We start from the raw sequence: 18,730 nt of genomic DNA, 5'->3' as shown, positions 1-18,730 counted from the left end.
ACGTTGCGGCGATTCGCTGACACGAAGTGAGACGGTTGGCTAATCTTCGTCCCATCACGGTGGGTGAGCCGAGGGGAAGGTGCGGGCGTGATCATCGGCGAAGCCGGGCAGGCGGTCCAGGCGGTCTGGGGTGGCGACATCCTCGGCGAGCGCGGCCGCGTCTACGGCGGCGGTGGCGGCGGGGGCGGCCAGTTCCGGATGGACCCCGAGGAACTCGCGTCGGTGATCGGCCAGTGGGAAGCCGAGCTGGACAAGATCGTCGACGACAAGGACAAGATCACCTACATCATCGGGGTGCTCACGTCGCCGGGCAAGGACGCGGTCAGCGACGGGTACGTGTCGACGACGATGGACTCCCTCATAGCGCTCCAGGACCAGAACGACTCGATGCTGAAGTACGTGCAGAACTACCTCAAGAAGCTCAAGGAAGCCCAGACCAAGACGGTCGCCACCGACCACGGCATGGCCGACCCCTTCCGGACGGTGTGACCGTGCGTCTGCCTGCTTGCGTCGCTGTCGCAGCCGTTCTGCTGCTGCTCGCGGGGTGCTCCTCCGAGAAGACCGGTAGCGCGTCGCCCGCGCCGAACGCCTCTGCGTCGCCGGGCGCGTCGGTCAACCCCGACGTGCCGAAGGTTTCCGCGCCGCTCGACGTTTCGAAGTACACCTCGAAGCCGTGCGACATCGTGCCGGCTTCGGTGCTGTCCTCATTGCGGTTCACGGATGCGGGCGACACCCAGCTGCGGGACAACGGGTTCGGGGCGGGTGGACCGGGATGCGCCTGGAAGATTTCTGGCGAGGGGGTCAGCATGCAGGTCATCATCGCGACCGGCAACCGGGACCGGGGCTTGGGCGGCCTGACCGGGCTGTACGGCGCGCACGAGAACGGCCAGTTCCCGTTCCTCGAGAAGGCGCCGGACGTCGAAGGCTATCCCGCGATCTACATCGACAAGAAAGACCGGCGCCCGAACGGCAACTGCAGCCTCGACGTCGGTGTCGCCGATGACCTCGCCATCGGGGTGTACGCCGGCGGCTACGAAGGTCAGCAGGATTCCTGCGCCGCGGCGCAGAAGGTGGCGGCCGCCGTCGTCACCACGCTCAAGGGGGCCTGACGAGTGGACGGCAAGCAGATCTACGACAACTTCAGGCAGGGCGACACCTCCGGCCTCCGCGAGGCCGCGGGGAAGGTGTCCGAGCTGTCCTCGGCCTACATGACGCGCGCGCAGGGCATCAAGGCGCTGCAGGACCGGATGAAGCAGGCCTGGACAGGGAACGCGGCCGACGCCGCGAACGCCGGGGCCGGGCCCCTGGAACAGGCTTTCGCCGAGACCGCCGCGCCGCTGGACGTCACCCAGGTCTCCGTCGACACCCAGGCCGACATCTTCGACCACTCCGGCAACGCCGTCGTCGAAGTGCCGCCGAAGCCCGAGAAACCCAACCCGTGGACCACCGGGCTCAAGGCCGCCATCCCGATCGCCGGGCCGTTCATGGCCAAGGACGACATCGACAACTACCAAGAAGGCGTCGCCAAGTACAACGCGGCCAACGAAACCAACGTCCGCGTCATGGACCAGTACAGCAGTGTCACCAGCGGTACGAGGGCGGCGCTCCCGACGGACTACGGCGTGCTCGAGGCCGACGGTGCCGCCATCTCGGTCACCCGGCCGACGACGCCGGGAAAGGTGGTCCTGCCCGGGACGCCGCCCAGGAACAGCGGGGGCGGCGATTCCGGCGCGGACGACCACACGTCGACGACCAGCGTCGACACCACGCACACCGGCGGGCCCGACCGGCCGGGCGGCACCGACGGCCCGGGAGGGACCGACCGCCCGGGTGGCACCGACCGGCCCGGCGGCACGGATCGGCCGGGTGGGACGGACCGGCCCGGCGGGGGCGACGACACCACCCACACGACGCGCACGCCGGTGCCGACGCCGGTCAAGCCGGGGGAGCGGCCGGGCGACCGGCCCGGCAAGACCCCGCCGCCGTCCGGCGGGATCGACTTCTACCCGACCTCCACCGGCGGGGGCGGCGGTCAGAACTACTCGGCCACCTTCGGGGAGGAACCGGGCACCGGTCCCGGTGGGCGCGGGCCGAACAGCGGCAACGCCGGCGGGCGGCTGCTCGACCCGACCGGTCGCGGCGGAACCGGCACCGGCGGCGGGAGCGGCTCCGGGGCCGGCTCGGCGGGGGAGCGCGGGCTCGGCAGCGGGGGCCGCTCCGGGATGGGCAGCCTCGGCAACGCGGCCGCGGCCGAAGCCGCCGCGGCGCGGTCGGCCGCCTCGCGGTCCGGGCAGCTCGGGCCGATGGGCCCGGGCGGCCGCCGGGGCGAAGGCGAGGAAGACGACGAGCACCAGCGTCCGGACTTCCTGATCGAAGCGGACCCGGACGCGATCTTCGGCACCGACCAGCGGACCAGCCCGCCGGTCATCGGCGAGTAGGCGGGTGGACGTGGCAGCAGGCCGGGTGGACGTTCCGGTCGAGGCGCTGGCCGCACTGGCCGAGCGCGAACAGGCCGGCCAGTTGCACATCACCCTGCGCCCGGAGCCGCTGTGGCTTTCGGACGCCGAGCGTGCGGAGGCCGGCAAGCGGATCGACGCCGCGCTGGCGGAGGCCGGCCTGGTCGACGCCAAGGGCCGCACCACCGTCGACTTCCTCGACTGGCTCCCGTTGCTGGTCAGCCCGGCGCGGGAGTGCTACGGCTGGGTCGGCGCCGACGGGCGGACCTACGGGGTGCTCGCCGCGGCGAAGGGGCTCCAGGCGGTGTTGGCGGTCTCCGACGGGACCCACGTCGGCGTGCAGGAGATCGACCGGAACCGGCTCGCCGAAGCGCTCGTGGAGCAGCTGCCGCCGGTCGGCCCCGGCGGCGGCCACCCGCGCGCCGTCCGGGTGGCGGACCTGAGCGAGGCGGCCCGCCGCGGGCCGGACGCCTACCCGCTGGACCCGGCGATCGCCGACGTCGTCAGCCTGGTGCGGCGGCCGGTGACCGGCAGCGGCGAGCTCTACGCCGGCCGCCGCGACGACGTCGGGCGTCACTCCTGCCTGGGGCAGCCACTCCACTACGCGGACACCGACTGGGGCCGTTACCTCAGCTACACGACCGGCTCGGACGACGACGCGGTCATCCACATCGGCCCGGCCGGCCCGCGGGAGCTGGCCGAAACGCTCACCGAGCTGGCCGAAACCCTCGGCTGAGCCCGGAAAAGGCGCTAATGTGACAGCGCTGTCGTATTCCGGGGGAAGGGCGCCGATGGTGTATCCCGAGATCGAACCGTACGACCACGGCATGCTCGACGTCGGCGACGGACACCGGATGTACTGGGAGACCTGCGGGAACCCGGCAGGTAAGCCCGCACTGGTCGTGCACGGCGGGCCCGGCACCGGGTGCTCGGCGAACCTCCGCCGCTACTTCGACCCGGCGCGGTACCGCGCCGTGCTCGTCGACCAGCGCGGCTGCGGCCGCAGCACGCCCCACGCCGGCGCCGCGGTCGCCGATCTGTCGGCCAACACCACCGACCACCTGGTCGCCGACTTCGAGCGGCTCCGCACCCACCTCGGCATCGAGAAGTGGCTGCTGTTCGGCGGTTCCTGGGGATCGGTGCTCAGCCTGACCTACGCGCTGCGGCACACCGGCCGGGTCAGCGAGATCGTCCTGATGGGCCTGGCCACCGACCGTTTCATCGAGATCGAGATGCTCATCCGCGGTCTCGGCGCGTACTTCCCGGAAGCCTTCGAGAAGTTCCGCCGGGGAGTGCCGGAGAGCGAGCGCGACGGCGACCTGTCCGCCGCGTACCACCGGCTGCTGCTGGACCCGGACCCGGCCGTTCACCACAAGGCGGCCGGCGACTGGTGCGCCTGGGAAGACGCGATGCTCCCCGGAGTGCCGCCGCACGACGTGTTCGAGGACCCGTCCTACCGGCTCTGCTTCGCCCGGCTGGTCACCCACTACTTCAGCAACCGCGCGTTCCTCGAGGACGGTGTGATCCTGCGCGAGGCGGGCAAGCTCGCGGACATCCCCGCGGTGCTGGTGCAAGGCGTGCTGGACACGAGCAACCTCGTCGGCACGCCGTGGCTGTTGCACCACGCCTGGCCGGGCAGCGAGCTGGTGATGCTCCAGGACGTCGGGCACACGACGTCGGTCGCGCCGATGCAGGAGGCCCTGATCAACGCGACCGACCGCTTCGCGGACCGCGGCTGACCGTTACGGGATGAGCAGTCCCGGCTCACCTTCGGGGGCGAGTGCGGCTTCGGCCCGCCGGGCGCGGTTGGCCTCGGCCAGCTTGAGCCCGGTGAGGCGCAGCGGCAGGCGGTCCATGTTCCACTCCGCCAGCAGGAGCGCGACCTTCGCCTGCATCTCGGTGCGCAGCCGCAGGAACGAGTCGGCCGGGTCGGCGCCGACCTCGCCCAGCAGCAGCCACCACGCCCAGGCCGCCGCGCCCGCGTTGGCGACGAAGTCCGGCACGACCGCCACGCCCCGCGCCGACAGCGCGGCCTCCGCTTCCGGCGTCGTCGCCGCGTTGGCCGCTTCGACGACGACCTTGGCCTTGACCAGGTTTTCGTTGTCCGGGCGCAGGGCGTAGGAGATCGCGGCCGGCACGAAGATGTCCGCGTCGATGCCGACGACCGCTTCCCGCGCCAGCGTCCGGACCCCGGCAGGCAGCCGGGAACGGTCCACTTCGCCGAAGCGGTCGCGCAGCTCGAGCAGTGCCGGGACGTCGAGACCCTGCGGCGCGAACAGGGTGCCCGCGGCGTCCGCCACGGCGACGACCTTCATGCCCGCCTCGTGCAGGTACCAGGCCGCCCCGCCGCCCATCGTGCCGATGCCCTGGATCGCCACGGTCGTCTCCCCGGCGTCCCAGTCCCACGCGGCGGCGACGCCGAGGCACGCCTGCGCCACGCCGTAGCCGCCGACGACGTCGCCGAGCAGGAACCCGCCGGGGACCGGCGCGTTGAGGCCCGCCTGCACCCGGCGGAGGGTCCGGGCCGGATCGGCCGAACGGCGGATCGCGGCGTGGTACGACTGCTCCAGCCCCAGCTCGGCGAACACCGAGTCGATCAGGTGCTGCGGCACGCCGAGGTCCTCCGCGGTCACCCAGTGGGCGTCCAGCCACGGCCGCAGGAACGCGCAGAACCGCTTCAGGACGTCGAACGCGCGCGGGTCCTTCGGGTCGAAGTCGATGCCGCCCTTGGCGCCGCCGACCGGCAGGTTGAACGTCGCCGTCTTGCCGGCCATGCCCCGGGCGAGGTCTTCGACCTCGCTCATCGTGCAGCCGGCCCGCATCCGGGTGCCGCCGGTGGCGACGCCCGAGACCAGGCTGTGCACGACCAGGTAGCCGTGCGCGCCGGTGATGGGGTCGGTCCACGTGAGCCGCATCAGCGGTTCGGCGTTGCTCGGGGTCATCAGGCCACTCACCTCCAGGGGGGTCCGGGGCGGCCGGGGGTGACCGCCACCCTGAGCGTGCGCCCCCGGGCGCCCGCCCGTCCATTTAACGAACGTGCACGATCTCGTTTAGGTTTGGTGTATGGAGCTTTCGTTGCACCGCTTGCGGATGCTGCGCGAGCTGCACCGCCGGGGCACCGTCACCGCGGCGGCCGCCGCGCTGCACTACACCGCTTCGGCGGTTTCGCAGCAGCTCGCGCAGCTGGAACGGGACGTCGGCGCGAAGCTGTTCGAGCGGCTCGGCCGGCGCGTCCAGCTGACCGAGCTGGGCACCCTGCTGACCGAGCACGCCGAGGAGATCCTCGGTTCGGTGGAGCGCGCGACGCTCGCCCTGGAGGAGGCCCAGGAGTCCCGCACGGTCCGGCTGACCGCCGGGGTGTGGGCGTCGGTGGCCTCCGGCCTGCTCCCGACGGCGCTGACCGTGCTGGCAGGCGAGCACCCCGGCATCGAGGTGCGCACCCGCGAACTGGCCCCCGAGGACACCGCCGAGGCGGTCCGGGACGGCCGTCTCGACCTGTCGTTCGTGATCGAGTACTCCGACGCGCCGACGACCTGGGACGCCGGGCTCGAACGGGCCGTCGTGGCCGTGGAACGGCTGCACGCCGCGGTGCCGCGGGGCGCGGTCCCCTCGGGGTCGGCGTCGCTGGACGAGCTCGCCGAGCACCCCTGGATCCTGGCCAGCCCCAAGTCGCACTTCGGCCGCGCGATGCGCACGGCCTGCCAGCGGCACGGCTTCGCCCCGAAGATCAACCACGAGGTCGAGGAGCAGTCGACGGCGATGGCGATGGTCGGGGCCGGGCTCGGGATCACGCTCGTGTCGGATCTGGGGCTGCGGCTGCTGCGGCCGCCGGGGATCGACGTCGTCACGCTCACCACGCCGCTGCTCCGGACGGTTTCGATCGCCTACCGGCGCACCGCGTCCCGCCGGCCCGCGTTGCACCTGGTGATCGACGCCGTGCGGGCGTCGGCGGCTCAGCTCGGCCTGGGCACCGAGCCCGCATTGCCCTGATCCGGGAACGTCTTACGGAGTGGTGATCTGCTCCCGCAGCGCAGGATCGGCCCTGAATTTGTCGTACCCCGCGTGTAGCGTCCGAAGTCAAGAAGTTCCATCACACGGAACAGGAACGGACATGCAGACGGTGCACGATTTCCCCGAGAAGTCGGGTAGTGCGTCGAACCGCACCGCGCGGGTCCTGGCGGACCGCGCGGCCGGCGAGGCGTACGTCGCATCGGTGTGTTTCAAGCACGGACCACCCCGCCTGACCGGCGTGGAGCTGGAGTTCACCGTGCACCACGCCGACGACCCGGCCAGACCCCTCGATCCCGACGTCCTCGCCACGGCGCTGGGTCCGCACACCCCGCGGACGCTCCGCCCCGACAGCCCCGCCTCGCCCCTCCCGGCCGGCTCACCCGTGAGCCTCGAGCCCGGGGGCCAGGCCGAGATCTCGGCACTTCCCCAGGCCTCCCTGCGCGACCTCGCCGCAGCTGTCACGGCCGACCTCCACCACCTGCGTGACCGCCTCGCCCGGCACGGCCTCGAACTGGGCGAAACGGGCATCGACGCCCATCGTGCGCCACGCCGGGTCCTGCACACGCCGCGGTACGCGGCCATGGAACGCCGGTTCACGCCGATCGGGCCCGGCGGCGTCACCATGATGTGCAGCACCGCCGGCCTGCAGGTCTGCGTCGACGCCGGGGAGCCGGAGAACTACGCGGCGCGGTGGGCGGCCGCCCACGCGATGGGGCCGCCGCTGCTCGCCCTGTTCGCCAACTCCCGCGTCCACGCCGGGCGCGACACCGGCCACGCCTCCGCGAGGTGGCTGGCCGTGCACGACACGGAGGCGGTCCGCACGCGCACGGCGCGTGCCGACGGCGATCCGGCGGCGGCGTGGGCCGAGCGCCTGATGGACACCCCGTTGATGGTGCTGCGCCGCGGCGACCGGCCGTGGGACGCGCCGGAGGGGCTGACCTTCGCCGACTGGATCGGCGGCCGGGGGGCCGCGGCCCTGCTGCCGAGGCCCACGGTGGCGGATCTCGACTACCACCTCACCACGATGTTCACCCCGGTCCGCCCGCAGGGGTACCTGGAGATCCGGTACCTCGACGCGCAACCGCCGGACGAGTGGCTGCCCCCGGTGGCACTGGTGACCGCCCTGCTCGCCCGGCCGTCCACTGTGGACAAGGTGCGCGACCTCTGCGCACCGGTCGCGGACCGGTGGGAGACCGCGGCGCGCCGCGGTCTCGCCGACCCGGAGCTGGCGGCCACGGCGGCGGCGCTGGCCGACGTCGGGTGCGCCGAGCTGGGCGCGACCGGGCTGGCGGAGGAGTCGATCACCGAGATCAGCGAGAGCGTGCTGGGGCGCGCGTATCGATCGAGGAGCGAAGCATGAGCACAGAGGCCTTGGGAGAACGGACACTGGGCGAACTGAGCGCGCAGGACCTGCGCGCCCGCGCGGCGGAGGCACTGACCCGCGCCCGGGCACGCAGCGTCGCGCTGACCGACGCGGTCGACGACGAGGATCTGATCCGCCAGCACTCGAAGCTGATGTCGCCGCTGGTCTGGGACCTGGCGCACATCGGCGTCCAGGAGGAGCTGTGGCTGGTCCGCGACGTCGGCGGCCGGGAACCGCTGCGGCCGGAAATCGACGACATCTATGACGCCTTCCAGCACGCCCGCGCCGACCGGCCGGAGCTGCCGCTGCTCGGCCCGGCCGAGGCGCGCGCGTACGTCAAGCAGGTCCGCGAGAAGGCGTTCGACGTGCTGGAGCACGCGCCGATGGAGGGCAGGCGGCTGACCGAGCAGGCCTTCGCCTTCGGCATGATCACCCAGCACGAGCAGCAGCACGACGAGACCATGCTGGCCACCCACCAGCTGCGCAAGGGCGACCCGGTGCTGCACGCGCCCGAGCCGCCGCCCGCGCGGTCCGGCGCGCTGCCCTCGGAGGTCCTGATCCCGGGCGGGGCCTTCACGATGGGCACCTCGGCCGAGCCGTGGGCGCTGGACAATGAGCGCCCGGCGCACGAGATCGCTGTCGACGCGTTCTGGATGGACACGGTGCCGGTCACGTGCGGGGCCTACACCGAGTTCCTGGACAGCGGCGGCTACGACGACGAGCGCTGGTGGAGCCCGCCCGGCTGGGCGTACCGGACGGACAGCGGCATCACCGCGCCGCGGTTCTGGCAGCGGGAGCAGGACGGCTGGTGGCGGACCCGCTTCGGTGTCCACGAGCGCGTTCCCGCCGGCGAACCGGTCGTGCACGTCTCCTACTACGAAGCCGAGGCGTACGCGGCCTGGGCCGGGCGGCGGCTGCCGACCGAAGCCGAGTGGGAGAAGGCGGCCCGGTTCGACCCGGCGACCGGCCGTTCGCGCCGTTTTCCGTGGGGCGACGAAGAACCGTCGGCCGAACACGCCAACCTCGGCCAGCGCCACCTGCGCCCGGCGCCGGTGGGCGCGTACCCCGCCGGGGTGTCGCCGACCGGTGTGCACCAGCTGATCGGTGACGTCTGGGAGTGGACGAGCACGGACTTCCACGGCTACCCGGGCTTCGCCGCCTTCCCGTACCGGGAGTACTCGGAGGTGTTCTTCGGCCCGGAGCACAAGGTGCTGCGCGGCGGGTCGTTCGGCACCGACGCGGCGGCGATCCGGGGCACGTTCCGCAACTGGGACTACCCGATCCGGCGGCAGATCTTCGCCGGCTTCCGCACCGCGCGCGACGCGGCACCCGGCGAGGTGGAGTAGGCGCATGTGCCGCCACATCGGCTACCTCGGCGAGCCGCTTTCGCCCGCCGGGGTGCTCTTCCACGCGCCGCATTCGCTGCTGGTGCAGTCGTACAAGCCGGCGGACATGCGCGGCGGCGGCTCGGTCAACGCCGACGGGTTCGGGCTGGGCTGGTACCCCGGCCCGGGCTCGGCGCCGCTGCGCCACCGCCGGTCCACTCCACTGTGGACGGACGAGACGCTGCCGCCGCTGGCGGCCGCGGTGACTTCGGGCGCGTTCGTCGCCGCGGTCCGCAACGGCACCACCGGCATGCCGGTGACCGAACCGGCCGCGGCGCCGTTCACCGCCGGGCGCTGGCTGTTCAGCCACAACGGCTTCGTCCGCGGCTGGCCCGGCTCGCTGGCCGAGCTCGCCAAGGACCTGCCGGTCACCGAGCTGCTCACCCTGGAGGCCCCGACCGACTCGGCGGTGCTCTGGGCGATCCTGCGCGCCCGGCTCGCCACGGGCGAGGACCCGCTGGAAGCGGTGGCGGCCATGACCGTCGCCGTCGAGACGGCCGCGCCCGGCTCCCGGCTCAACTTCCTGCTCACCGACGGCGAAACGCTGATCGGCACCGCCTGGACCCACGCGCTGTCCGTGCTGGAAACCCCGGCCGGCGTGCTGCTGTCCTCCGAACCCTGTGACGGCGACCCCCGCTGGCGACCCGTCCCCGACCACCACGCCGTGCGCGCCACGGCGGCCGGCGTCGACCTGCTGCCCCTGACCGAGGAGCGTCCATGACCGAAGTCGATCTCGACCACCACCGCTCCGGCGACGCCGTCACCGCGGAACTGCGCGCGGACGTCGTCGCCGGGCTGACCGCCGCGCGGAAGTGGCTGCCGCCCAAGTGGTTCTACGACGCCGACGGCAGCGAGCTGTTCGAGAAGATCACCCAGCTGCCGGAGTACTACCCGACCCGCAGCGAACGCGAGGTGCTGGCCGCGCACGCCGGCGACGTCGCGGAACTGACCGGCGCGCACACGCTCGTCGAGCTGGGCTCGGGGTCGAGCGAGAAGACCCGGCTGCTGCTCGACGCGCTGACCGGGCACGGGACCCTGGAGGCGTTCGTCCCGCTCGACGTGTCCGAGTCCGCGCTGGCCGACGCCGCCGAGGCGATCTCGCGGGACTACCCGGGACTGACCGTCCGCGGTGTCGTCGGGGACTTCACCCAGCACCTTGCCCTGCTGCCGGACGGCCAGCCCCGCGTGGTGGCGTTCCTCGGCGGGACGATCGGCAACTTCCTGCCCGCCGAGCGCGCGGCCTTCCTCCGCTCGGTCCGTGAGGTGCTCGACGAAGGGGAGTGGCTGCTGCTCGGCACCGACCTGGTCAAGGACCCCGGGATTCTCGAACGCGCCTACGACGACGCCGCGGGTGTCACCGCCGAGTTCGACAAGAACGTGCTGCGGGTGATCAACGCCCGCCTCGGCGCGAACTTCGACCTCGACGAGTTCGAGCACGTCTCGCACTGGGACGCGGAGAACGAGTGGATCGAGATGCGGCTGCGGGCCCGGCGGGCACTCACGGTCGAGATCCCGGGCGCGGACCTCACGGTGACCTTCGCCGAAGGGGAGCACGTCCGCACGGAGATCTCGGCCAAGTTCCGCCCGAGCGGCGTCGAGGCCGAGCTGGCCGCGGCCGGGTTCGCGCTGGAGCGCTGGTGGACCGACTCCCAGCAGCGGTTCGGGGTGAGCCTGGCAAGATCCGTGCGTGGCTAATCCTCTCCGGGCACTGGCCCGGGCCGCCGGCACGAAACCGTGGCTGATGCGCACAGCCCGGTTCGTCGTCTGGGCGGACAAGAAACTGCACAAGGCGTTCGGCGGCCGGGTGAGCCTCGTGGCGCTCGCCGGGCTGCCGTCGCTGCGCCTGACGACGACCGGCCGCCAGAGCGGGCAGCCGCGCAGCACCAACCTGCTCTACTTCCCGCGCGGCGGCGACTTCGTGCTGACGGCGTCCAACTGGGGCCGCCCGAACGACCCGGCGTGGGCGCTGAACCTGCGTGCCGACCCGAAGTGCCAGGTGGCGCTGGCCGGCAAGCCGGTCGAAACCGTCGCGCGGGAGCTGCACGGCGACGAGTACGACCGGATGTGGGCCGAGCTGCTCGAGTTCTGGCCGGGGTATCGGATGGAGCAGCGGGAGGCGAACCGGCCGTTGCCGGTTTTCGTGCTGAACCGGCCGGTACGGTAGGCGCCCACCATCCGTTTGGCCGGTGACGGGATTCACCGGTTTGTGCCAGTCTCACCCGGGTAACGCGCCGTGACGGTCCGACCGTGCGGCCGTGACCTAGGGAGGATATGTCTTGCCGAGAACTGCAAAGGCCCGAGTGCGGTCGTTCGCACTGGTGGGGGCGCTCGTGGCGGGGGTGGGGCTGGCCGGGACGGCGGGCACCGCCGCGGCGGCCGAAGACTCGGTGGTCAAGCCCGCCGTCGTCGGCGCGACCGCCGCCGTCAACTGGGGAGCCTGCTCCGCGGACACGCTCGCCGGAGTTCCCGCGGACCAGGTGAAGTTCTACAGCTGCGCGCGCTACCGCGTGCCGATCGACCACGACAACGCCGCGCTGGGCACCATCGACATCGCGCTGCTGAAGCGCGCCGCCCGCACGCCCGACAAGCGCGTCGGCTCGCTGTTCCTCAACCCCGGCGGCCCCGGCGGTTCGGGGCTGCGGATGCCGATCAGCGGCCAGTACTACTTCCAGCCGCAGGTCCTCGACCGCTTCGACCTCGTCGGATTCGACCCGCGCGGCGTCGGGCAGAGCAACCCGCTGCGCTGCTTCACCACGCAGGAGGACGCCGACGAGGTCTTCTCGGCCCAGATCCCGGTGCCGCTGACCCGCGCGCAGATCTCCGGCACGCTGGCCAGCTACCGCGACTACGGCCAGTTCTGCAAGAACAACGCGGGTTCGCTGCTGAACCACATGTCCACCAAGGACGTCGTGCGCGACCTCGACACGCTGCGCGCGGCGGTCGGCGACCGGAAGCTGAGCTACGTCGGCTTCTCGTACGGGACGCTGATCGGCTCGACCTACGCGTCGATGTTCCCGAAGCAGTCGCGGGCGATCGTGATCGACGGCAACGTCGACCCGGCTCTGCGGACCAGCGACGGCGTCGAGTACGACCGGGAGCGGGCACAGGGCTTCGAAGTCTCGCTGGACGGGTTCCTGAAGCGGTGCGACCAGGTCGGCGCGAAGTGCGCCTTCAGCGACGGCTCGCCGCGGGCGAAGTTCGACGAGCTGCGGGAGTACCTGCGCAAGCAGCCGATCACCCTCCCCGGCGGCACGGTCGACATCAACCAGTTCACCGGCGGGGTCTCGGGCTCCCTGTACTCGCCTTCGGCGTTCCCCAGCCTGGCCGAGGACCTGCAGGCGCTCTACACCGCGATCCACCCGGCGGGTGCGCAGGCCCAGGCCGTACGGCCCCAGCAGCTGAAGGTGATCACGAAGGGCAAGCGGGGCCTGGCGGACCAGAACCCGGACAGCCCGTACCTCGGTGACGACTCGTACTTCGCCGTCAACTGCTCCGACAAGCCGTTCAGGATCAGCCAGGAGCAGGTGCCGTCGATCGCCGCCAAGTGGGAGCGTGAGTCGCCGACCTTCGGCCGCTACCAGACGTTCGCCGACACGGCGGGCTGCCCGGTGTGGCCGGCGAAGCGGCCGGACACCTACCGCGGCCCGTGGCACGCCAAGACCGACGTCCCGGTGGTCGTCGTCAGCAACTACTACGACCCGGCGACGCGGTACAAGTTCGGGCAGCGGATGGCGGCCGAGCTCGGGAACTCCCGGCTGCTGTCGGTCGACGCGTTCGGCCACTGCATCCTCGGTGACGCCCTCGGCGTCGACAAGGCCGTGGCCGACTACCTGACCGACCTCAAGGTGCCGGCGAGCGGCCAGGTGTTCCAGCCGAACGTCCAGCCGTTCGAGACGGCGGCGCAGGGCTGACCGACCGGAAGACAAGGGCCGGGTGCCGCCGATTTCGGCGGCACCCGGCCCTTTTCCTGCTTCGGGTCAAGCTCCGAGCAGCCGATCCAGCAGGTCGCCGGCGGCAGCCTCGCCTTCGGCGGCCGCGCTCGTGTGGTCTTCGGCCCGGGCGACCAGCATCGCGATCTCGTTCATCCCGGCGAGCAGCACGTGCGCGAACAGGTCGACCCGTGCGGCGGGGATCCGGCCGTCGAACCGCAACGCCGCCTTGATCTTGCCGAGGGTGCGTCGCTCGTCCAGTTCCCGCCAGCGTTGCCAGCCGAGAACGGCCGGCGCGTCGATGAGCAGCACCTGCCGCACGACCGGGTCCGCGGTGATCCGGATCCAGGCCCGGCACGCCGCACGCAACGCCGCCACCGGCTCGGTGATCCCTTCGACGGCTCGTGCGCCGTCGGCTTCGACTTGTTCGTAGACGGCGTCGAGCACGGCGGTGAACAGCGCGTCCTTGCCGGGGAAGTGGTGGTAGAGCGCACCGCGGCTCACCTCCGCGGTCCGCAGCACCGCCTCGATCGAGGTGCCGTCGTAGCCGTGTTCGGTGAACAGGCCGGTGGCGACCGCGACGAGGTGCTCGCGGGTCGCCTGGCCGCGGTCGATCTTCTTGTTCATGCGGGTCGGCTGCCTCCGTCGTTGACAAACCGACTGTCGGTCTGTTGATACTAGACCGACAGTCGGTTTACTTCTGGAGGGACTCTACCGATGGACCTGAAGACCTGGGCGGAGCAGCGTGGCCGCGTGTCGACCGCGTCCGGCGACGTGGCCTACACCGACGTCGGCGAGGGGCCGGTCGCCCTCTTCGTGCACGGCGTGGGGATCAACGGCCTGTTGTGGCGCAAGGCGATGACGGAGCTGGCGGGCGTGCGCCGCTGCGTCGCCCTCGACCTCCCGGGCCACGGCGGCTCGCCCGTGACGCCCGAGCAGGACCTCAGCCTGGGCGGACTGGCCCGGCTGCTCGAAGACTTCTGCGCGTCGCTCGAACTCGACGAGCTGGACCTGGTCGCCAACGACACCGGCGGCGCGATCGCGCAGGTCTTCGCCGTCCACCACGCCGACCGGCTCCGGACGCTCACCCTCACCAACTGCGACACGGAGGGCAACCTGCCGCCGGAGGCGTTCCGGCCGGTCGTCGAACTGGCCGAACGCGGCGAGCTGGCGCCGGTGTCCGTCCGGCTCGCCGCGAACCCGGAGCAGGCGCGGACGACCGTGCTCGGCGGCGGCTACGAACACCCCGAGCTGGTGCCGGAAGAACTCCTTCGTGCCTACGTGGAGCCGGTGTTCGGCACGCTGGAGTCGGCCCGGCAGTTCGAGCGCATGCTGACGTCGATCCAGGGGAAGGAGCTCGACACGATCGAGCCGCTGCTCGCGCGGTTCCGGGTGCCGACGCTGCTGGTGTGGGGCACCGGCGACCCGAACTTCGGCGTCGAGTGGGCGTACCGGTTCCGGGACACCGTCCCGGGCGTCACCGAGGTCGTCGAGGTGCCCGGCGCGAAGCTCTTCTTCCCCGACGAGCGGCCCGAGGACCTCGTGCCGCACCTGCGCCGCTTCTGGGCGTAGTGCTCGTCACAGCGCGGGGACCGGGTCCTCGGCTACAGCGACTTGGTTGCTGTTGTCGGTGCTGAGCACGGACCGGGAGGACCGCACGGTCGAGGTCCGCGCCGAGCTGATCGGCGACCAGCGCGACGACGCCCAGATGGAGGCGGCGGTGTCGCGGCTGTCGCTGGAACCGTCGGTGTCCAGCGTCCGCTGGGAAGCCGTGCCCGCTTAGGCGAGGAACTCGTCGAGCAGCTCGCCGAACCGGGCGGGCTGCTCGAGGTTCACCATGTGCGCGGCGCCGGGCACACGGGCATGGCGGGCGTGCGGCGTTTCGCGTTCCACGAGGTCCGCCACCGCGAAGATGTCCGTCGAATCCAGGTCGCCGGTCACGACGAGCGTGCGGGCCCGGAGTTCCGCGACGCGGCCGATCGCGCCCAGTTCGGTTCCGATGACCGGCGCCGGGTGCCCCTTCCGGGCGTTGTCCAGCAGCATGGTGCGGCAGGACGCCCGGACCTCCGGGTCGACCTCGGCGGGCGTGCGGTGCGGCCCGTCCACCCACAGCCGCAGCACCGATTCGAGGACACCGGGGCCATCGCCGGAGCGGGCCGCCTCGGCGGTCTTCGCCACCAGGCCGAGCACGTAGGGATCCCGGAACTCCATGCCGCTGATTCCGGGCGAGCTGAGGAAAAGGCCACCCACGCGGTCCGGGTGCGCCACCGCGAAGTCGAGGAACACGCGGCTGCCGAACGAACATCCGACCAGCACCGGCCGTTCGACGTCGAGGGTGTCGAGCAGCTTCTTCAGGTCCTCGCGGTGCGAGAACTCCGGCGGCGGATCCGACGAATCGCCCGCGCCGCGGGCGTCGTAGCGCAGGACGCGATGCGTCCCGGCGAGGTGGGCGAACTGCTCGTCCCACATCGCGCGGGTCATCCCGCCCGCGTGCAGGAAGACCACCGGCCGTCCGGTGCCGCGCTCTTCGTAGGACAGCGTGCCGTCGCCGAGATCGAGTTCCCCCATGGCCGCCACGGTACCGAAACGAAGGCCTCCCCACCTGCACGATGGGGAGGCCTTCGGAGCGGAAACCTTACGCCTGCGTCATCTTCCGCAGGACGTACTGCAGGATGCCGCCGTTGCGGTAGTAGTCCGCCTCGCCCGGGGTGTCGATGCGGACGTCCGCTTCGAACTCCACCTTGGTGCCGTCATTTTTGGTGGCGGTGACGTGCACCGTGCGCGGGGTCTCGCCGTCGTTCAGCTTGGTGATGCCCGAGATGTCGAACGTCTCCGTGCCGTCGAGGCCCAGCGACGAGGCCGACTCGCCCGCCGGGAACTGCAGCGGGATGACGCCCATGCCGATCAGGTTCGAGCGGTGGATGCGCTCGAACGACTCGGTGATCACGGCGCGGACGCCCAGCAGCGACGTGCCCTTGGCCGCCCAGTCACGCGACGAGCCCGAGCCGTACTCCTTGCCGCCCAGCACGACCAGCGGCGTGCCGGCCTTCGCGTAGTTCTGCGCGGCGTCGTAGATGAACGCCTGCGGGGCACCGTCGACGGTGAAGTCCCGGGTGTAGCCGCCCTGCACGTCGTCCAGGAGCTGGTTGCGCAGCCGGATGTTCGCGAAGGTGCCGCGGATCATCACCTCGTGGTTGCCGCGCCGCGAGCCGTAGGAGTTGAAGTCCTTCTTCTCCACGCCGTGCTCGGTCAGGTACTGCGCGGCCGGGGTGCCCGGCTTGATCGCGCCGGCGGGGGAAATGTGGTCGGTGGTGACCGAGTCGCCCAGCTTCGCCAGCACGCGGGCGCCGGTGATGTCGGTGACCGCGGCCGGCTCCGGCGTCATGCCCTCGAAGTACGGGGGCTTCCGGACGTAGGTGGACTCGGCGTCCCACTCGAAGGTCTTGCCCTCCGGGGTGGGCAGCGACTTCCAGCGCTCGCCGCCGTCGAAGACGTCCGCGTAGTCCTTGGTGAACATCTCCTGCGTGATCGCGTAGTCGATGGTCTCCTGGATCTCCTGCGCGGTCGGCCAGATGTCCTTCAGGAAGACGTCGGTGCCGTGCTCGTCCTGGCCCAGCGGCTGGTTCGCGAAGTCGAAGTCCATCGTGCCGGCCAGCGCGTAGGCGATGACCAGCGGCGGCGACGCGAGGTAGTTCATCTTCACGTCGGGGTTGATCCGGCCTTCGAAGTTCCGGTTGCCCGAGAGCACCGAGACCGCGGTGAGGTCGTTCTCCTGGATCGCCGCGGAGATCTCGTCCGAGAGCGGGCCGGAGTTGCCGATGCAGGTGGTGCAGCCGTAGCCGACCAGGTGGTAGCCCAGCTTCTCGAGGTACGGCCACAGGTTGGCCTTGGTGTAGTAGTCGGTGACGACCTGCGAGCCCGGCGCCATCGACGTCTTCACCCACGGCTTGACCGCGAGGCCCTTGTCCACGGCGTTGCGCGCGAGCAGCGCGGCGCCGAGCATGACCGACGGGTTCGAGGTGTTGGTGCACGAGGTGATCGAGGCGATCACCACGGCGCCGTGGTCGAGGACGAACTCGCCGCGGTCCGCCGTCGAAACCTTGACCGGCTTGCTCGGGCGGCCCGACGCGCCGTTCGCGGCGGAGCTGGTGACCGGCGCGGCGTCGTCCTCGGCGAACGACAGCGACGGGGCGTCGCTGGCCGGGAAGGACTCCTCCGAAGCCTCGTCCATCTTGGTGTGCGGCGTGAGGTCCTCGCCGTCCACGTAGTCGTGGATCGACTTGCGGAACGCCGGCTTCGCGTCCGACAGCTCGATGCGGTCCTGCGGGCGCTTCGGGCCGGCGATCGACGGGACGACCGTCGAGAGGTCCAGCTCGAGGTACTCGGAGTAGGCGGCCTCGCGCGACGGGTCGTGCCAGAGGCCCTGCTCCTTGGCGTAGGCCTCGACCAGCGCGACCTGCTCGGCCGAGCGGCCGGTCAGCTTGAGGTAGCGGACGGTCTCGTCGTCGATCGGGAAGATCGCCGCGGTGGAGCCGAACTCGGGGCTCATGTTGCCGATGGTGGCGCGGTTGGCCAGCGGCACCGCGCCGACGCTCTCGCCGTAGAACTCGACGAACTTGCCGACCACGCCGTGGCGGCGCAGCATCTCGGTGATGGTGAGCACGACGTCGGTGGCGGTGACGCCGGCCGGGATCTCGCCGGTCAGCTTGAAGCCGACGACGCGCGGGATGAGCATCGACACCGGCTGGCCCAGCATGGCGGCCTCGGCCTCGATGCCGCCGACACCCCAGCCCAGCACGCCGAGGCCGTTGACCATAGTGGTGTGCGAGTCGGTGCCGACGCAGGAGTCGGGGTAGGCCTGGCCGCCCCGGGCCATCACCGTGCGCGCGAGGTGCTCGATGTTGACCTGGTGCACGATGCCGGTGCCCGGCGGGACGACCTTGAACTCGTCGAAGGCGCCCTGGCCCCAGCGCAGGAACTGGTAGCGCTCGCGGTTGCGCTCGTACTCGATCTCGACGTTGCGCTCGAAGGCGTCGGGGCGGCCGAAGACGTCGATGATCACCGAGTGGTCGATGACCAGCTCGGCGGGGGCGAGCGGGTTGACCTTGTCGGGGTCGCCGCCGAGGTCGGTGACCGCCTCGCGCATGGTGGCGAGGTCGACGACGCAGGGCACGCCGGTGAAGTCCTGCATGATCACGCGGGCCGGCGTGAACTGGATCTCGATCGACGGGTCGGCGTTCGGGTCCCACGAGGCGAGCGCGCCGATGTGGTCGGCGGTGATGTTCGCGCCGTCCTCGGTGCGCAGCAGGTTCTCGAGCAGGATCTTCAGGCTGTAGGGCAGCCGCTCGGCGCCCTCGACCTTGTTCAGGCGGAACACCTCGTACGAGGCGTCGCCGACCTTCAGCGTGTCTTTGGCGCCGAAGCTGTCCTTGCTGGCAGGTGCGGTCACGTCTAACTCCAGTGGCGGGGACGCCGCGGCCGGTGCGGCCGGGCTCCCGGGTCAGTTCGGTCGGGTTCGGTGGGGGCGAGTGTCGCGCACCCCCACCGTAGGACCGGATCGGGGATGCCACACCTCGCGGTGCCCCA

General features: G+C 71.7%; 18 protein-coding genes. 14 read left to right on the top strand and 4 right to left on the bottom strand.

Annotated features, from left to right (window positions below):
- Positions 1-87: 87 nt before the first annotated feature.
- From A3CE_RS0101720 to pip, 5 genes are read left to right on the top strand one after another with little or no spacing between them, the layout of a single operon-like run.
- Positions 88-489: a hypothetical protein gene (locus tag A3CE_RS0101720; protein ID WP_020638339.1), complete on the top strand. Its 402-nt coding sequence runs from the start codon at positions 88-90 to the stop codon at positions 487-489.
- A gap of 2 nt (positions 490-491) precedes the next feature.
- Positions 492-1,109 (top strand): DUF3558 domain-containing protein, encoded by a 618-nt coding sequence (locus A3CE_RS0101715; RefSeq protein WP_245589410.1) that lies wholly within the window; start codon positions 492-494, stop codon positions 1,107-1,109.
- Positions 1,110-1,112: 3 nt separating this feature from the next.
- Complete coding sequence (locus A3CE_RS0101710; protein WP_020638337.1) at positions 1,113-2,438, top strand: WXG100 family type VII secretion target; 1,326 nt, start codon at positions 1,113-1,115, stop codon at positions 2,436-2,438.
- A gap of 25 nt (positions 2,439-2,463) precedes the next feature.
- On the top strand, positions 2,464-3,192 hold the full coding sequence (locus A3CE_RS0101705; protein WP_020638336.1) for an ESX secretion-associated protein EspG: 729 nt from the start codon (positions 2,464-2,466) through the stop codon (positions 3,190-3,192).
- A gap of 55 nt (positions 3,193-3,247) precedes the next feature.
- A complete protein-coding gene (gene pip / locus A3CE_RS0101700; protein WP_020638335.1) occupies positions 3,248-4,195 on the top strand; it encodes a prolyl aminopeptidase in 948 nt (315 codons plus the stop codon).
- Between the two features lie 3 nt (positions 4,196-4,198).
- On the opposite strand, the gene A3CE_RS0101695 is transcribed toward pip, so the two are convergent.
- Positions 4,199-5,398 carry a Glu/Leu/Phe/Val dehydrogenase dimerization domain-containing protein gene (locus A3CE_RS0101695; RefSeq protein WP_020638334.1) on the bottom strand — a complete coding sequence of 400 codons (1,200 nt, stop codon included), beginning with the start codon at positions 5,396-5,398 and terminating at the stop codon, positions 4,199-4,201.
- Between the two features lie 121 nt (positions 5,399-5,519).
- Between A3CE_RS0101695 and A3CE_RS0101690 the strand changes: the two genes are divergently transcribed.
- From A3CE_RS0101690 to A3CE_RS0101660, 7 genes are all read left to right on the top strand, one after another.
- Positions 5,520-6,446 carry a LysR family transcriptional regulator gene (locus tag A3CE_RS0101690; RefSeq protein WP_020638333.1) on the top strand — a complete coding sequence of 309 codons (927 nt, stop codon included), beginning with the start codon at positions 5,520-5,522 and terminating at the stop codon, positions 6,444-6,446.
- A 121-nt stretch (positions 6,447-6,567) separates the two neighbouring features.
- Positions 6,568-7,827, top strand: a complete 1,260-nt coding sequence (locus A3CE_RS0101685; protein WP_020638332.1) for a glutamate-cysteine ligase family protein — start codon at positions 6,568-6,570, stop codon at positions 7,825-7,827.
- Entirely contained in the window at positions 7,824-9,176 is a 1,353-nt protein-coding gene (gene egtB / locus A3CE_RS0101680) for an ergothioneine biosynthesis protein EgtB (RefSeq protein ID WP_020638331.1), read from the top strand. Before A3CE_RS0101685 ends, egtB begins: the two co-directional genes overlap by 4 nt.
- 4 nt (positions 9,177-9,180) lie before the next feature.
- The gene (gene egtC / locus A3CE_RS0101675; protein ID WP_020638330.1) at positions 9,181-9,936 is read left to right on the top strand and encodes an ergothioneine biosynthesis protein EgtC; all 756 of its coding nucleotides are present in this window, start codon (positions 9,181-9,183) and stop codon (positions 9,934-9,936) included.
- Positions 9,933-10,910: an L-histidine N(alpha)-methyltransferase gene (gene egtD / locus A3CE_RS0101670; RefSeq protein ID WP_020638329.1), complete on the top strand. Its 978-nt coding sequence runs from the start codon at positions 9,933-9,935 to the stop codon at positions 10,908-10,910. Before egtC ends, egtD begins: the two co-directional genes overlap by 4 nt.
- Before the next feature lie 46 nt (positions 10,911-10,956).
- Positions 10,957-11,379 carry a nitroreductase family deazaflavin-dependent oxidoreductase gene (locus A3CE_RS0101665; protein ID WP_020638328.1) on the top strand — a complete coding sequence of 141 codons (423 nt, stop codon included), beginning with the start codon at positions 10,957-10,959 and terminating at the stop codon, positions 11,377-11,379.
- 136 nt (positions 11,380-11,515) lie between these two features.
- A complete protein-coding gene (locus A3CE_RS0101660) occupies positions 11,516-13,126 on the top strand; it encodes an alpha/beta hydrolase (protein ID WP_020638327.1) in 1,611 nt (536 codons plus the stop codon).
- 66 nt (positions 13,127-13,192) lie between these two features.
- On the opposite strand, the gene A3CE_RS0101655 is transcribed toward A3CE_RS0101660, so the two are convergent.
- Complete coding sequence (locus A3CE_RS0101655) at positions 13,193-13,771, bottom strand: TetR/AcrR family transcriptional regulator (RefSeq protein WP_020638326.1); 579 nt, start codon at positions 13,769-13,771, stop codon at positions 13,193-13,195.
- 90 nt (positions 13,772-13,861) lie between these two features.
- Between A3CE_RS0101655 and A3CE_RS0101650 the strand changes: the two genes are divergently transcribed.
- Together A3CE_RS0101650 and A3CE_RS54620 are read left to right on the top strand one after the other, a co-directional pair.
- Positions 13,862-14,716, top strand: a complete 855-nt coding sequence (locus A3CE_RS0101650) for an alpha/beta fold hydrolase (protein WP_020638325.1) — start codon at positions 13,862-13,864, stop codon at positions 14,714-14,716.
- 58 nt (positions 14,717-14,774) lie between these two features.
- Positions 14,775-14,927 carry a hypothetical protein gene (locus tag A3CE_RS54620; RefSeq protein WP_245589409.1) on the top strand — a complete coding sequence of 51 codons (153 nt, stop codon included), beginning with the start codon at positions 14,775-14,777 and terminating at the stop codon, positions 14,925-14,927.
- Here A3CE_RS54620 and A3CE_RS0101640 read toward each other — a convergent pair.
- On the bottom strand, positions 14,924-15,712 hold the full coding sequence (locus tag A3CE_RS0101640) for an alpha/beta fold hydrolase (RefSeq protein WP_020638323.1): 789 nt from the start codon (positions 15,710-15,712) through the stop codon (positions 14,924-14,926). The two genes, A3CE_RS54620 and A3CE_RS0101640, sit on opposite strands and share 4 nt — an antisense overlap.
- A 67-nt stretch (positions 15,713-15,779) precedes the next feature.
- The gene (locus tag A3CE_RS0101635; RefSeq protein ID WP_020638322.1) at positions 15,780-18,593 is read right to left on the bottom strand and encodes an aconitate hydratase; all 2,814 of its coding nucleotides are present in this window, start codon (positions 18,591-18,593) and stop codon (positions 15,780-15,782) included.
- Between the last annotated feature and the right edge of the window lie 137 nt (positions 18,594-18,730).

It is taken from the genome of Amycolatopsis balhimycina FH 1894 (genome assembly GCF_000384295.1).
GTDB lineage: Bacteria > Actinomycetota > Actinomycetes > Mycobacteriales > Pseudonocardiaceae > Amycolatopsis > Amycolatopsis balhimycina.
The sequence above is the reverse complement of the archived record's forward strand: the minus strand, read 5'-3'. Positions and strand labels throughout refer to the sequence as shown.